Raw genomic sequence first — 14,705 nt, 5'->3', positions numbered from 1 at the left:
CGAACTATGGTGATGGGAGTCTAGAGAGACGTTTCTAGAGGGGTACGGCGGCGCACGAACGTGCTCCGGATCGACTGACACTATCACCGCTGCGCTCAACCGCGCAAGCGTCTGCCGGGGCAGGGTTTAACTGCTGGCGAAACATCGGGGGCGCCCATCGCTGGGACGCCCGCTCGCTCAGGCGGCCGCGCCGCCCAGGGTCTTGTCGATCATCTGGGTCAGCTGGCCCTTGCCAACCGCGCCGATCTGGGTTGCCTGCACCTGCCCGTCCTTGAACAGCAGCAGCATCGGGATCGACCGCACGTGGTACTTGATGGCCAAAGCGCGGTTCTGGTCCACATTGACCTTGGCAACCTTGAGTCTGCCCTGGTATGTATCGGCCAGATCGTCCAGTACCGGGGCGATCATCTTGCATGGGCCACACCATTCGGCCCAGAAATCCACCAGGACCGGTTCGCCGGATTGCAGTACAGCTGTATCGAAGTCGGCATCGCCGACATGTTGAACCTTGTCGCTCACGTTGGGTCTCCTGGAAACCAAAACGGCCCGCCCGAACGGGTAGGCCGCTACATTGCGTTAAACTGGGGTATTGCGCGACTGAATCAAGTGTCAGTCCTGAAGCCGCGCTGTCCGCCACAACAGCCGCAGTTTGCGACGCTGTCGGCATCGATGCAAGCCGCGCCCGGGCTGCCCAGGGCGCCTCACGAAGACGGAATAATGAGCGACAAACCGCTGACCGATTTGACTTTTTCCACGTTCGACCTGCATCCGGCGTTGATCGCCGGGCTGGAGAGCGCCGGGTTCACCCGCTGTACCCCGATCCAGGCGCTGACGCTGCCGGTCGCGCTGCCAGGCGGCGATGTCGCCGGCCAGGCCCAGACCGGCACCGGCAAGACGCTGGCGTTCCTGGTGACGGTGGTGAACCGCCTGCTGAACCGCCCGGCGCTGGCCGACCGCAAACCGGAAGACCCGCGCGCGCTGATCCTGGCCCCGACCCGCGAGCTGGCGATCCAGATCCACAAGGATGCGGTCAAGTTTGGCGCCGACCTGGGCCTGCGCTTTGCGCTGGTCTACGGCGGGGTGGACTACGACAAGCAGCGCGAGCTGCTGCAGCAGGGCGTGGACGTGATCATCGCCACCCCGGGCCGGCTGATCGACTACGTCAAGCAGCACAAGGTGGTCTCGCTGCACGCCTGCGAGATCTGCGTGCTGGACGAAGCCGACCGCATGTTCGATCTGGGCTTCATCAGGGACATTCGCTTCCTGCTGCGGCGCATGCCCGAGCGCGGCACCCGCCAGACGCTGCTGTTCTCGGCCACGCTCAGCCACCGCGTGCTCGAGCTCGCCTACGAGCACATGAACGAGCCGGAGAAGCTGGTGGTCGAAACCGAGACCATCACTGCCGCACGCGTACGTCAGCGTATCTATTTCCCCTCAGACGAAGAGAAGCAGACGCTGCTGCTCGGCTTGCTGTCGCGTAGCGAAGGCGCGCGCACCATGGTGTTCGTCAACACCAAGGCGTTCGTCGAGCGCGTGGCGCGCACGCTGGAGCGTCATGGTTACCGGGTCGGTGTGTTGTCCGGCGATGTGCCGCAGAAGAAGCGCGAGTCGCTGCTCAACCGCTTCCAGAAGGGCCAGCTCGAGATCCTGGTCGCCACCGATGTGGCCGCGCGCGGCCTGCACATCGACGGCGTCAAGTACGTCTACAACTACGACCTGCCGTTCGATGCGGAAGACTATGTGCACCGCATCGGCCGTACCGCGCGTCTGGGCGAAGAAGGCGATGCGATCAGCTTCGCCTGCGAGCGCTATGCGATGAGCCTGCCGGACATCGAGGCCTACATCGCGCAGAAGATCCCGGTCGAGCCGGTGACCTCTGAACTGCTGATCCCGTTGCCGCGTACCGCACGCGTGCCGGTGGAAGGCGAAGAGGTCGACGCCGACGCTGGCGACAGCGTGGGCACGATCTTCCGCGAGGCGCGCGAACAGCGTGCTGCCGAAGAACAGCGTCGTGGCGGTGGCCGCAGCGGCCCGGGTGGCGCCTCGCGCAGCGGCAGCAGCAGTGGTGGTGGCCGCCGTGATGGCGGCAGTGCCGATGCCAAGCCGCGTCCGCGCCGCAAGCCGCGTGTCGAAGGCGACGTTGCCGCCGAGACCGCAACCGTTGCAGCAGCTTCGGAAACCCCTGTGGTCGCCGCAGCGACGACCGAAGCGCCGTCGACCGGCGTGGCCGATGCCGAGCGCGCACCGCGCAAGCGGCGTCGTCGCCGCAACGGTCGTCCGGTCGAAGGTGGGGAGCCAGCGGTGGCGTCCACACCGGTTGCTGCGCCGGCCGCACCGCGCAAGCCGACCCAGGTGGTCGCAAAGCCGGTGCGCAGTGCGACCAAGCCGTCGGGTAGCCCGTCGCTGCTGAGTCGTATCGGCCGCAGATTGCGTTCGCTGGTCTCCGGCAACTGATCTGTTGCCGCTGCAATCGCATCGCCGCGCATCGGCGATGCGACGCAAGCGCTGGCGCTCCGGCATAATCGCTGGATGACCGTTCTGCGTTTCGACAACGTCAGCAAGCACTACGCCGGTGGCCACCAGGCGCTGACCGATGTCAGCTTCGAAGTGGCCGATGGCGAGATGCTGTTCGTGACCGGCCACTCCGGCGCCGGCAAAAGTACCTTGCTCAAATTGATCCACCTCAGCGAGCGCCCGAGCCAGGGCGCGGTGCTGCTGGGTGAGCGCAACCTGCTCAAGGTGCGTGGCCGGCAGATTCCGCTGCATCGTCGCCAGGTAGGGGCGGTCTACCAGGACCATCGCCTGCTTACCGACCGCAGCATCGCCGAGAACGTGGCATTGCCATTGATCCTGCGTGGCACCCGCCGCGCCGAGATCGGCAAGCGCGTGCGTTCGGCGCTGGAGCGGATTGGGTTGGCTCATCGCGAAAAGGCCTTGCCGTCGCAGTTGTCGGCCGGCGAGCAGCAGCGCGTGGGCATTGCCCGTGCCATCGTCGGCGAACCGCGCCTGCTGGTGGCCGATGAGCCCACCGGCAATCTCGACCCGGCGCTGGCCGCCGAAATCATGCAGTTGTTCGCCGAGCTGCCGGCGCGCGGCACCAGTGTGCTGGTGGTCAGCCACGATCTGGCCCTGCTCAAGCAGATGCGCAAGCGCGTGCTGATCCTGGATCACGGCCGGCTGGTCGACGACATCTCGCCGCAGGATCTGGCCGAATGAGCAAGCCCGCCAATACCGAAGCCGCCGCACCCTCGCGGTTCGGCGTGTGGATCGACCACCATCTGCACAGCATCGCCTTCAGCCTGGGCCGCGCGATGCGCAAGCCGTGGGCCACCTTGCTGACCATCGTGGTGATGGCGCTGGCACTGGCCCTGCCGCTGGGGCTGTCGATCGCCTTGGACAACGTCAAGCTGCTGGCCGGCAGCGTGCAGCAATCGCGCGAGATCAATCTGTTCCTGAAGGTCGATATCGGCGCCGATGCCGCACAGGCCCTGGCCGGCGAATTGCGTGCGCGCCCCGACGTCGCCCAGGTCACCCTGCGCACGCCCGCACAAGGACTGACCGAGCTGCGCGAAAGCGCCAAGCTCAATGAGGCGATCGATGCGCTCGGCGACAACCCGCTCCCCACGCTGTTGATCGTCACCCCGACCGATGCGGCCGACGATGCGCAACTGGCTAGCGCGCTGCAGGCCTTGCCGCAGACCGACCAGGTGCAGCACGACGCGCTGTGGCGCAAACGCCTGGATGGCTGGCTGCGCTTTGGCGAGCGTCTGGTGCAGGTGCTCTCGGCACTGCTCGGCGTCGGCGCGGTACTGGTGGTCGGCAATACCGTGCGGCTGGACATCCAGTCGCGGCGCGAAGAAATCGGCGTGCTGCAGTTGCTGGGCGCCAGCGATGGCTTCATCCGGCGCCCGTTTCTGTATCTGGGTGCGTGGTATGGGCTGGGTGCCGGCGCGGTTGCGCTCGCGCTGATCGCCGCCTCCGGGTTGGCCTTGCAGTCACCGTTGGCGACATTGGCCGACAGCTATGGCAGTTCTTTTACCCTGCACGGGCTGGATCTGCTGCATTCTGCGATGGTGCTGGTCGGCACCCTGGTCCTGGGTTGGCTGGGCGCCTGGCTGGTGACCGGCCATTTCCTTCGCCAGACCCGTCCCACCGAGACCTGAGGCCTGCCATGCATCCACCAGATCTCAAACACCTGATCAGCGACGCGCCGCGCGTGATGGTGGTCGATGGCTCGAAGCTGGTGCGCAAGCTGATTGCCGACGTGCTGACCCGCGACCTGCCGAATGTGCAGGTGATCGGCTGCTCCAGTATTGCCGAAGCGCGTCAGGCGCTGGAAGCCGGCACGGTGGATCTGGTCACCACCTCGCTGTCGCTGCCCGACGGCGATGGCCTGACCCTGGCGCGCAGCGTGCGCGAAGCGGCCGGCCAGGCCTACGTGCCGGTGATCGTGGTCTCCGGCGATGCGCAGCAGCACCTGGTGGAGCGCCGCTTCACCGAATACGTCACCGATTATTTCGACAAGGCGCTGGGCCATGAAGCCCTGGCGACCTTCATCCGCGGCTACGTGCAGCCCGAGCCGATCGTCGGCGCGACCGTGCTGTACATCGAAGACAGCCGCGTGGTGGCCGAGGCGACCAAGCGCATGCTCGAGCGCCAGAGTCTGAAGGTCATCCATGTGCTCACCGCCGAAGACGCCTTCGCGCTGCTCACCGCCGAATCGCTGGGCCGCACCGAGCGCCGCATCGACGTGGTACTGACCGATGTGACCCTGAAAGGCGAGCTCAACGGCCGCGACGTGGTCGAGCGCATCCGCATCGATTTCGCCTACGGCAAGCGCCGCCTGCCGGTGCTGGTGATGACCGGCGACACCAACCCGCGCAACCAGTCCGAGCTGCTGCGCGCCGGCGCCAACGATCTGGTGCAAAAACCCATTGAAGAGCGTCTGCTGGTGACCAAGGTGTTGTTCCAGCTGCGCCTGGCACGGCTTGAGGATCAGGCTGTCACGCTATGACTGAAATGTTAGATGTGGCCGAAGTAGAGGCACGTATCCAGCTGGAACCGTCGTGGAAGGCGCGCGTGGGCGATTGGTTGCTGCGCCCGGAGATGCGGGAGCTGTCCGCCTTCCTGCGTCAGCGCAAGGCGGCCGGTGCGCGGGTGTTTCCTCCGGGCCCGCAGATCTTTGCCGCTTTCGACGCTACCCCGTTCGAGCAGGTCAAGGTGGTGATCCTGGGCCAGGATCCGTATCACGGCGAAGGCCAGGCGCATGGGCTGTGCTTTTCGGTGCTGCCCGGCGTGCCGGTGCCGCCGTCGCTGCTCAACATCTACAAAGAGATTCAGGACGACCTGGGCATCGCGCGGCCGGACCACGGCTATCTGATGCCGTGGGCGCGCCAGGGCGTGCTGCTGCTCAATGCGGTGCTGACGGTGGAGCAGGGCCGCGCCGGCGCGCACCAGAACAAGGGCTGGGAAGGCTTTACCGATCACGTTGTGGAAACGCTCAACCGCGAGCGCGAAGGCCTGGTGTTCCTACTGTGGGGCAGTTATGCGCAGTCCAAGGGCAAGGTCATCGACCAGGCGCGCCATCGCGTGTTCAAGGCCCCGCATCCCTCGCCATTGTCGGCACACCGCGGCTTTCTGGGCTGCCAGCATTTCTCCAAGACCAACGACCATCTGCAGCGGCGCGGGCTCGGCCCGATCGACTGGTCGCTCCCACCGCGTAACGCGCTTAACACCACGCCCGCCCGCGGCTGAACGGGTCGGGCGGCACCGCATTTCGCATTGGTTTTGTCACGGTCTTCGCAGCGTGGCGGTGATAACTTACCCATCGATTCGTGAAGTTGGCCGCTGGAACGCCGGTATGGTCAAAAGCCCGAACGTCCTATAAATGGAACGCTGGGAACTCTTACTGTACCCGGCAGTCCAATAGTTCGACTGCTAAGATGGTGCCTATGAACCAGACTACCTCGACTGCCCTTGTGGCAAACAATCTCCCGATTCCCAGTGCGCTCGGTTCGCTGGACGCCTACATCGGTGCCGTGCACCAGATCCCGGTGCTGTCGGTCGATGAGGAACAGAATCTTGCCCGTCGTTTCCGCGACGAGCTGGATCTGGACGCCGCGCGCGAACTGGTCCATTCCCACCTGCGCTTCGTGGTGCATGTCGCCCGCGGCTACAACGGCTACGGCCTGCCGCTGGGCGACCTGATCCAGGAAGGCAACATCGGCCTGATGAAGGCGGTCAAGCGCTTCGACCCGGAAATGGGTGTGCGCCTGGTCAGCTTCGCGGTGCACTGGATCCGTGCCGAAATGCACGAGTTCATCCTGAAGAACTGGCGCATCGTCAAGGTCGCCACGACCAAGGCGCAGCGCAAGCTGTTCTTCAACCTGCGCAAGTCCAAGACCCGTCTGGGCTGGCTCAATGCCTCCGAAGTGACTGCGGTCGCCAAGGACCTGAACGTCTCCGAGCGCGAAGTGATGGAGATGGAGTCGCGTCTGTCCGGTCGCGATATCGGCTTCGATGCCTCGTCCGATGAGGACGACGATCATGGCCCGCCGTCGCCGGTGAGCTACCTGGTCGCCAACGAGGAAGACCCGTCGCAGGCCTACGAGCGTCACGACAGCGAAGACAACCAACTGCAGCTGTTGCGCGAAGGGCTGTCCGGTCTGGATACGCGTTCGCGCGACATCGTCAAGCGCCGTTGGCTGGACTCCGATTCCAAGGTGACCTTGCAGGAGCTGGCCGACGAGTACGGCGTGTCGGCCGAGCGGATTCGCCAGATCGAGGCGAACGCGCTGAAGAAGATGAAGGCACTGTTCGTCGCCTGATCGGTTAGATCACGCGCGTCAGGTTGCAAAAACGGCCTGGTTTTCCGGGCCGTTTGCGTTGCAGGTGTGCAGTTTTCATGTCCATCAAGAAGCTGACGAACCGTCCGGATGATGCGCCCGGCATTGTCGCTTTAGCCGACGACAGCTATTCCGGCAGACGCGCTACCGGTAGATGCCAGCCATAGCGGATGGCCATGAAGCGCAGCCCGAAACACACGCCCGCACCCGTGGCCAGCGACCAGGCTTGCGGCACGTCGAGCACATGCCCAATGGCGACCAGTCCGCCGCCTGCGAGTGCGGCGACGGCATACAGCTCGGCTTGCAGGACTACCGGCGTGCGCGCTACCAGCAGATCGCGCGCGATGCCGCCGCCGATGCCGCTGAGCATGCCCAGCAAGGTCGCGCTGAGCGGGCTGAGCTGATAGTCCAGCGCCTTGCTGGTGCCATAGACCGCAAACAAGGCCAGCCCGGCTGCGTCGAACAGCTGCACCGGGTTGCGCAGCCGTTCCACCGCGGCATGCCAGCGGAAACCGGCCATCCCGGCCAGGCAGGCGATGAGCAGATACTGCGGATGCACCAACGCAGCCGGCGGGGTGGCGCCAATCAGTACATCGCGCACGATGCCGCCGGAGACCGCGGCCGCGCACGACAGCACCAACACGCCGAACAGATCCAGACGGTTGCGCACCGCCACGGTCGCGCCGCTGAGAGCGAACACGAAGGTGCCGAGCAGATCCAGCAGGAACAGGAGAGTGGTCACAGCGCCGCAGTGGGAACGGGCGGCACAGCATCGCGCACCGCCCGTCGCACTGTCATCCGTCTTTGCTGTTGGGCAGCGGGTCGTCGGTTGCGCCGCCGAAGATGATGCGTGCGGCGCGCTGGTAGCTCCAGTACGCCATTGCCCAGTTCACCAGCACCACGAAGCGGTTGCGGAAGCCGATCAGGAAGTACACGTGCGCGGCCAGCCAGAACCACCAGGCGACAATGCCGGAGAGCTTGAGCTTGCCCACATGCACGATGGCGGCCATGCGGCCGATGGTGGCCAGATTGCCGTAGTCCTGATAGCGGAAGGCCGGCGTGGCCTGGCCGCGATGGCGCGCGCGGATCGCCTTGGCGATGTGCTTGCCCATCTGCTTTGCCGCCGGCGCCACGCCCGGCACCGGGCGGCCGTCCTGCTGTACCGAGGCCAGATCGCCGCCGACGAAGATTTCCGGATGGCCGGGCACGCTCAGGTCCGGCTGCACCAGTACGCGACCGGCGCGATCCAGCGGCACGCCCAGCGTACGCGCCAGCGGCGAGGCGGCCACGCCGGCCGCCCAGACGACGGTACGCGCGGGCACGAAGGTGTCGCCGAGTTGATAGCCCAGCGCGTCGATATGCGTCACCGGCGTACCGGTGTGCACTTCCACGCCCAGGCGTTCCAGCTGCTTGCGCGCCTTGTCGGTGAGATCTTCCGGGAATGAGGGCAGCACGCGCGGGCCGGCTTCGACCAGACGCACGCGCGCCTGTTGCGGATCGATGTGGCGGAACTCGTCCTTGAGCGTGTGGCGGGCGATTTCGGCCAGCGTGCCAGCCAGTTCCACGCCGGTCGGACCGCCGCCGACCACTGCAAAGCTGAGCCAGGCGGCGCGTGCGGCGGGGTCGGATTCGGCTTCGGCGCGCTCGAAGGCCAGCAGCAATTTGCGCCGCAGCACCAGCGCGTCGTAGAGCGTTTTCAGGCCGGGCGCATGCTCGGCCCAGTGATCGTTGCCGAAGTAGGCATGGGTGGCGCCGGTGGCCAGCAGCAGCATGTCGTAGCCGAGCGTGTTGCCATCGGCGAGCACCACTTCGCGACGGGTTGGAGCAATTTCGGCCACATCGCCAAGCAGCACTTCGACATTGCGCTGCTCGCGCAGGATGTGGCGCAGCGGCGCGGCGATATCCGGTGCCGACAGGCCGGCGGTGGCAACCTGATACAGCAGCGGCTGGAACAGGTGATGATTCTGGCGGTCGATCAGGGTGATGCGGATGCCGGGATCGTCGAGCGCGCGAGTTGCCCATAAGCCGGCAAAACCGCCACCGACCACGACCAGATGCAGTGGAGCTTGGGAGGGAGAAGAAGTCATCGTCAGGTCCGATGGAATGCGACGCGGGCTCATCAGCATGCCGTATCTGCAATGAACATGACGCCTGAATTCGGCCCGCCTGCGGCATCATGTCGCATCCAGTCGATCCGGTCACCGCATGTCGTCGTTGCCACCGCCCTTGCCGCAAGTGTCACCTCCGCCGCTATCGCCATCCTCTTTCTCTTCGTCTGCCGCAGCGCCGTCCGCACCTGCAGTGCGTCCCGTCCGAAAACGGCTCAGCGGGGTCGCGATCGGCCTGATCGGCCTTGCCGGCTGCGCGACGCTGTTCGTCATGCTGGTGCTCGGGGCGCTTGGCTGGTTGATCGTCACCGGCTGGTCGCTGTTCGCCGATCAGGCGCGCACCGCGCTGCAGGACGATGCGGTGGTGCAGGAGCGGATCGGCCAGATCCACACGATGCGGGTGGATCTGTATCGCACCGGTCTTGCGCCGGGCGGCGATGATTTTGTCTTCAATGTGGAAGGCGATCGTGGCGCGGGGCGGGTGCATGCCACCTGGGTCAGCGCCGGGGCAGAAAGCGAGACGCTGACCAACGGGACGCTCACCATGCGCGATGGCAGCGAATACGCGTTGCCGGGCGCAACTGCTGAAAATACCGAAACCGACTCTGCCGATTCCTGGGAGCAATGAGCATGATCGACAACCCCGACAAACGCATCGCCTTGCTGATCGATGCCGACAACGCGCCGGCCGGCAAGATCGACGTGGTGCTGGCCGAAGTGGCGCGCTACGGTGTGGCCAATGTGCGCCGCGCCTACGGCAACTGGAAGAGCCCGCACCTGAAAAACTGGGAAGCGGCGCTGCACGATTATGCGATCCGGCCGATCCAGCAATTTGCCTATAGCTCGGGCAAAAACGCCTCGGACATGGCGATGGTGATTGACGCGATGGACCTGTTGTACGCGCGCAATCTGGATGGGTTTGCCATCGTGTCCAGCGATGCGGATTTCACCCCGCTGGTGATGCGTCTGCTCACCGATGGCATGAAGGTGTACGGCTTCGGCGAGAAGAAAACCCCGGCGCCGTTCGTCAATGCCTGCTCCAAGTTCACCTATGTCGAAGCGCTGGGCGAGCAGGCGGCAGCAGCCGGCGACACCGCTGCCGGGCGCAAGGACGCCACGGCGTTGCGTAGCGATACGCGTCTGGTGCAGATGCTGCGCAACGCGATCGACAGTGCCCGCGAAGACGATGGCTGGGCGCTGCTGAGTGCGGTGGGCAAGCAGGTGGCCAACCAGGCCTCGTTCGATCCGCGCAACTACGGCTACCGCAAGCTCAGCGATCTGGTGCGCGCGATCGGCTTGTTCGAGATCAAGCAGGACGAGCAAGCGTTGTGGCTACGCGATGCACCCAAGGGCGGGCGAGCGAAGGCTGCGCAGCCCGCTGCTGCTGGATCAGCGCAAGCCTCCGCTGCGAAGCCCGCGGCGCGCGCGACGTCCAAGCCGGCGGCAGGGAAATGACCATGGCACCCGCTGCAACGCAGCCCACCACGCAGACACCAACGATCACGTTATGGGGGCGCCGCAATTCCAGCAATGTGCGCAAGGTGTTGTGGTGCGCCGAAGAAGCCGCAGTGCCCTACACATCGATCGAAGTGGGCGGCGCCTTCGGTGGTAACGACACGCCCGCGTATCGCGCGTTGAATCCGAACGGCGTGGTGCCGACGCTGCAGGATGGCGAGTTGGTGCTGTGGGAGTCCAACGCGATCGTGCGTTATCTGGCCGCGCGTTATGCGCCGGCCCTGTATCCGCAATCGCCGGCCGAACGCGCGCTGGGCGATCGCTGGATGGACTGGACCACCTCGACATTTGCCGGCGTGTTTCGCGATCTATTCTGGGGCGTGCTGCGCACCGCCGAGGCCGAGCGCGATCACGCACGCATCGCCGCTGCTTTGATGCGCTCAGGCGAACTGCTTGCACGCGCCGATGCGGTATTGGCGCAACAGCCGTATCTGTCCGGCGAACAGTTCGCGATGGGCGATATTCCGCTCGGCAGCTTTATCTACGCCTGGTTCGAAATGCCGATCGACCGACCCGAGTTGCCGCACCTGCAGGCGTGGTATCAGCGCTTGCGCGCGCGGCCCGCGTACCAGCGTGGAGTGATGACGGCGCTGACGTGAGTTTCAGGTCTCCGCTCAGGCCGGCGTGATTCATTGCAGGCACCACACGCGTCGACGACATCAAACGCTGCTTGCAAAGAAGTGGGCCTCGTACATCGCGCGGTCTGCTGGTCTGGCGTTGTTTGTAGGAGCGCACTTGTGCGCGAGGGCATTCCCGGCAATGCCCCATCGCGCGCAAGCGCGCTCCTACAAAAGCGTGAGGACACGCGCGGCCTGTTGGCTCGCGTTTGTTTGTAGGAGCGCACCCGTGCGCGATGGCAGTGCCGGTAATGCCGCATCGCGCCCAGGTGCGCTCCTACAAAAGATCACGCCATGCGCGATCAAGGACCTGGGCACAGCGCGCAAAACGTGAGTCTGGCTGCAGCCGCGTGTTCGACAGGCCCTGCACTAGGGCCTGTTAACACATCCGAAGCCCATCAACGACTAGGACGAAGCTGAGGAATCCAAGGAACATGACATCCAGCTTCTCGAAGCGCGAGAAAATCCGGCGGTAGCCTTTCAAGCGACGGAACAGTCTCTCCACTTCGTTACGCCGCTTGTACATCTCCCGGTTGTATTCCCAAGGCTCGACCCGATTGGATTTCGGCGGGACCACCGGCACGAAGCCAAGATCGAGCGCCAACTGGCGGGTTTCGTTGCCTTCGTAAGCACGGTCCATCAACAAATGAATCGGCCGCTCCACTGGCCCCAGGTGTTCAAGCAACGCGCGGCCTGCAGGTGCGTCATGCACGTTGCCAGGCGTCAATCCAAAGGTGATGGCTGTTCGAGCATCTGCGGCAACCATATGAATCTTGGTGTTCCATCCACCGCGAGACTTGCCGACGGCCTGCGGGCCGTTTTTTTTAATGCACCCGTGCCATCGGGATGGACCTTGACGCTGGTGGAGTCCAGCGAGACTGCTTCGATCTTGATGCGCACGATCTGGGACTTCTGCAATTGGGCGAACATCCGGTCCAGCACACCCGCCTTGGCCCAACGGTTCATGCGTGTGTAGACCGTATGCCAGTTGCCAAAGCGCTTGGGTAGGCCGCGCCATTTGCAGCCATGCTCGGCAACGTAAAGGATGGCGTTGACCACTTGCAGGTTGGTCATGCTGACATTGCTGCGCTGCGCCGGCAGGCAGTGTTCGATCAGAGAAAATTGTGCTGGCGTGATCTCCATGCCCAATAGTTTAATCGCTCGGGCCATTAGTGTTAACAGGCCCTAATACAGATCAATCGGGTCCACATCCAGCGACCAGCGCACGCGGCGCGCCTGCGGCAATGCGTAGATGGCCGGCAGTTGCGCATCGAGCAAACGGTGCAAGGCCGAGCGCTGTTGCGCAGACAACAACAGCTGCGTGCGCTGGAAACCGGCGCGGCGCGGCATCGGTGCGGGCATCGGGCCGTAGCATTCCACTGCGGCAAACGCGGGCGATTGCGTCGTGGTGTCTGACGTGGTCAATCCACGCACTGCCATCAAAAACTGATTGGCGGCCGCCACGTCCTTGGCCTCGGCGCGGAACAGCGCCAGATGCGCGAAGGGTGGAAATCCCGCCGCTTCGCGCTGTTGCAGTTCGGCATCGGCGAAGGCGTGGTAACCGCCGTTGACAAGCGTCTGCAGCAAGGGATGTTCCGGGTGGTGGGTCTGTAACCAGACCTCGCCAGGGCGGTCTGCACGCCCGGCGCGTCCTGCCACCTGGATCAGTTGTTGGGAGAGTTTCTCGGCGGCGCGGAAGTCGGCCGAAAACAGGCCTTCGTCGATGCCGACCACCACCACCATGGTCAGCCGTGGCAGGTCGTGGCCCTTGGCCAGGATCTGCGTGCCCACCAGGATGCCGGCTTCGGTACCGAGCCGGGCGAGTTGGGTTTCCAGCGCATCGCGGCGCTGGGTGGTGCTGCGATCGATACGCACCACCGGAAACTCCGGGAACGCCTCGGTCAGGCGTTCTTCCAGCCGCTCGGTGCCGATGCCTTGCGGCTGCAGCGCCAGACTGGCGCAGGCCGGGCAGGCCAGCGGTGCGGATTGGCGCGCGCCGCAGTGATGGCATTGCAGGCGGCGGCCGCCGGCGTGCACGGTCATCGGGGTCTGGTGCAGCGGCGTGCTGCAGCGTTGGCAGGCGGCGGTCCAGCCGCAGTCGTGACACAGCAGCACCGGCGCGTAGCCGCGGCGGTTCTTGAACACCAGTACCTGCTCGCCGCGCGCCAGGGTGGCGCCGATGCCGGCCAGCACCTCCGGCGACAGGCCGTCCTTGAGCGGACGCTTGCGCACATCGAGCACGCGCACGCGCGGCGGACGCGCCTCGCCGGCCCGACGCGACAGGCGCAGATGCTGGTAGCGGCCGGAATAGGCGTTGTGCAGGCTTTCCAGCGATGGCGTGGCGCTGCCCAAAATCACCGGCACATCCAGCGCCTTGCCGCGCACCAGCGCGAAGTCGCGGGCGTGGTAGCGGATGCCGTCCTGCTGCTTGTAGCTGCCGTCGTGTTCTTCATCGACCACGATCAGGCCGGCCTTGGGCAGCGGAATGAAGATCGCCGAGCGGGTGCCGACGATCAGTTTGGCCTCGCCACGCCAGGCCGCCGCCCACACGCGGGCGCGTTCGCCATCGGACAGGCCCGAGTGCAGCGCATGTACGGGCACGCCCAGGCGGGCGCGGAAGCGGCCCAGCGTCTGCGGGGTCAGGCCGATTTCCGGCACCAGCACCAGCGCCTGGCGTCCGGCGGCAAGGCAGTCGGCGATCGCCTGCAGATAGACCTCGGTCTTGCCGCTGCCGGTGACGCCATCGAGTAGATAGGTGGCAAAGCCGGTGTGTGCGCGGACGGCGGCTGCGGCGGCCTGTTGCTCGTCGTTGAGCTGCGGGCCACTGCCGGGGCGCGGCGGGATGGCGTCGGCGGGCACCGCCACGCGCTCGACATAGTCGCGCTTGGCCAGACTGCGCGCGGCCTCGCGCCATTGCGGCAGCAACGGGTCCAACTGTTCTTCGCCCACCGCACCGGTGAGCAGCAGGGCTGCGAGCAAGGCTGGGCGGCTGCCTGCGCGCAGACCGGCAGCGCCGGTGCGCCCGGTCTCGGTCAGCTGCCAGGCCCAGGCATGGGTATCGGCCAGCGGTTCGCCACGGCGCAACGGGCCGGGCAGCGCGCTGGCCTGGGTTTCGCCAAGCGGTGCGTGGGTGTAGCGCGCCAGCCAGTGCAGCGAGCGGGCCAGCTCCTCGACCAGCAGCGGGGCGTCGTCGCACCACGCCAGCGCCGGGCGCAGCCCCTCGGCCGACGTCAGCTGCCCGATCTCCACCACCACCCCGACCAGCTCGCGTGGCCCGAACGGCACCCGCACCCGGCAGCCGACCCGCGCCGGATCGGTCAGCGGCGCGTCGGCCGGAGGCAGATAGTCGAACAGTTGGGGTAGCGGCACCGGCAGGGCGACGCGCAGGGTGGCGACGGTCGAAGACATCCGGTCAGTCTACCGACCCTGTCCAGAGGCCGGCAGTCGGGTATCAGATCGCCCCAAATCGGCACCTCGTCTTAGGGCGCGTTTCTGTGACACAAGTGATAAATACGACGTAAACCTATGTGAGGGTTAAGGAAACCGGTTTATCCACACTGCCTGTGGATAAACCTGTGAATTAGTCTCGTGCTCCACGCGTTGAAGGCGGATTCACTAGC

14 protein-coding genes are annotated in these 14,705 nt (G+C 65.5%); 9 read left to right on the top strand and 5 right to left on the bottom strand.

Features of this window, described 5'->3' with window-relative positions:
* Nucleotides 1-177: 177 nt before the first annotated feature.
* The gene (gene trxA / locus NDY25_RS08065; RefSeq protein ID WP_005923050.1) at nucleotides 178-519 is read right to left on the bottom strand and encodes a thioredoxin TrxA; all 342 of its coding nucleotides are present in this window, start codon (nucleotides 517-519) and stop codon (nucleotides 178-180) included.
* 198 nt (nucleotides 520-717) lie between these two features.
* Between trxA and rhlB the strand changes: the two genes are divergently transcribed.
* The 6 genes from rhlB to rpoH all read left to right on the top strand — a co-directional run bounded on the left by rhlB (nucleotide 718) and on the right by rpoH (nucleotide 6,827).
* Nucleotides 718-2,454, top strand: a complete 1,737-nt coding sequence (gene rhlB, locus NDY25_RS08060; protein WP_256627870.1) for an ATP-dependent RNA helicase RhlB — start codon at nucleotides 718-720, stop codon at nucleotides 2,452-2,454.
* Between the two features lie 75 nt (nucleotides 2,455-2,529).
* Nucleotides 2,530-3,216 (top strand): cell division ATP-binding protein FtsE, encoded by a 687-nt coding sequence (gene ftsE, locus NDY25_RS08055; RefSeq protein ID WP_006453137.1) that lies wholly within the window; start codon nucleotides 2,530-2,532, stop codon nucleotides 3,214-3,216.
* Nucleotides 3,213-4,163 (top strand): permease-like cell division protein FtsX, encoded by a 951-nt coding sequence (ftsX, locus tag NDY25_RS08050; protein ID WP_168959680.1) that lies wholly within the window; start codon nucleotides 3,213-3,215, stop codon nucleotides 4,161-4,163. Before ftsE ends, ftsX begins: the two co-directional genes overlap by 4 nt.
* Before the next feature lie 8 nt (nucleotides 4,164-4,171).
* Nucleotides 4,172-5,014, top strand: a complete 843-nt coding sequence (locus tag NDY25_RS08045; RefSeq protein ID WP_006453139.1) for a response regulator — start codon at nucleotides 4,172-4,174, stop codon at nucleotides 5,012-5,014.
* A gap of 14 nt (nucleotides 5,015-5,028) precedes the next feature.
* A complete protein-coding gene (gene ung / locus NDY25_RS08040; RefSeq protein WP_256627983.1) occupies nucleotides 5,029-5,754 on the top strand; it encodes a uracil-DNA glycosylase in 726 nt (241 codons plus the stop codon).
* A gap of 197 nt (nucleotides 5,755-5,951) precedes the next feature.
* Entirely contained in the window at nucleotides 5,952-6,827 is an 876-nt protein-coding gene (rpoH, locus tag NDY25_RS08035; RefSeq protein WP_006453141.1) for an RNA polymerase sigma factor RpoH, read from the top strand.
* Nucleotides 6,828-6,972: 145 nt separating this feature from the next.
* On the opposite strand, the gene NDY25_RS08030 is transcribed toward rpoH, so the two are convergent.
* Together NDY25_RS08030 and NDY25_RS08025 are read right to left on the bottom strand one after the other, a co-directional pair.
* The gene (locus NDY25_RS08030) at nucleotides 6,973-7,587 is read right to left on the bottom strand and encodes a trimeric intracellular cation channel family protein (protein WP_168959681.1); all 615 of its coding nucleotides are present in this window, start codon (nucleotides 7,585-7,587) and stop codon (nucleotides 6,973-6,975) included.
* Nucleotides 7,588-7,639: 52 nt separating this feature from the next.
* Nucleotides 7,640-8,932: an NAD(P)/FAD-dependent oxidoreductase gene (locus NDY25_RS08025; RefSeq protein ID WP_168959682.1), complete on the bottom strand. Its 1,293-nt coding sequence runs from the start codon at nucleotides 8,930-8,932 to the stop codon at nucleotides 7,640-7,642.
* Nucleotides 8,933-9,050: 118 nt separating this feature from the next.
* Here NDY25_RS08025 and NDY25_RS08020 point away from each other — a divergent pair, with 118 nt between their 5' ends.
* Genes NDY25_RS08020 through NDY25_RS08010 form a run of 3 tightly spaced genes read left to right on the top strand, consistent with a single transcriptional unit; the run spans nucleotide 9,051 to nucleotide 11,067 of the window.
* Nucleotides 9,051-9,581 carry a hypothetical protein gene (locus tag NDY25_RS08020; protein ID WP_168959683.1) on the top strand — a complete coding sequence of 177 codons (531 nt, stop codon included), beginning with the start codon at nucleotides 9,051-9,053 and terminating at the stop codon, nucleotides 9,579-9,581.
* Nucleotides 9,578-10,408 carry an NYN domain-containing protein gene (locus tag NDY25_RS08015; RefSeq protein WP_168959684.1) on the top strand — a complete coding sequence of 277 codons (831 nt, stop codon included), beginning with the start codon at nucleotides 9,578-9,580 and terminating at the stop codon, nucleotides 10,406-10,408. The genes NDY25_RS08020 and NDY25_RS08015 overlap by 4 nt, the downstream gene beginning before the upstream one ends.
* Nucleotides 10,405-11,067 carry a glutathione S-transferase family protein gene (locus NDY25_RS08010; protein ID WP_305888812.1) on the top strand — a complete coding sequence of 221 codons (663 nt, stop codon included), beginning with the start codon at nucleotides 10,405-10,407 and terminating at the stop codon, nucleotides 11,065-11,067. Before NDY25_RS08015 ends, NDY25_RS08010 begins: the two co-directional genes overlap by 4 nt.
* 397 nt (nucleotides 11,068-11,464) lie before the next feature.
* On the opposite strand, the gene NDY25_RS08005 is transcribed toward NDY25_RS08010, so the two are convergent.
* Nucleotides 11,465-12,228 (bottom strand): IS5 family transposase gene (locus tag NDY25_RS08005; RefSeq protein ID WP_256627982.1). Its coding sequence is split into 2 segments (ribosomal slippage): nucleotides 11,465-11,913 and nucleotides 11,913-12,228, totalling 765 coding nucleotides; the frame shifts between segments, so codons are not numbered across the junction.
* Between the two features lie 42 nt (nucleotides 12,229-12,270).
* Entirely contained in the window at nucleotides 12,271-14,493 is a 2,223-nt protein-coding gene (locus tag NDY25_RS08000) for a primosomal protein N' (RefSeq protein WP_168959905.1), read from the bottom strand.
* Between the last annotated feature and the right edge of the window lie 212 nt (nucleotides 14,494-14,705).

Source organism: Xanthomonas hortorum pv. pelargonii (assembly GCF_024499015.1).
GTDB lineage: Bacteria > Pseudomonadota > Gammaproteobacteria > Xanthomonadales > Xanthomonadaceae > Xanthomonas > Xanthomonas hortorum_B.
Note: the sequence above shows the minus strand (reverse complement) of the source record. Positions and strands in the feature narration are given on the sequence as shown.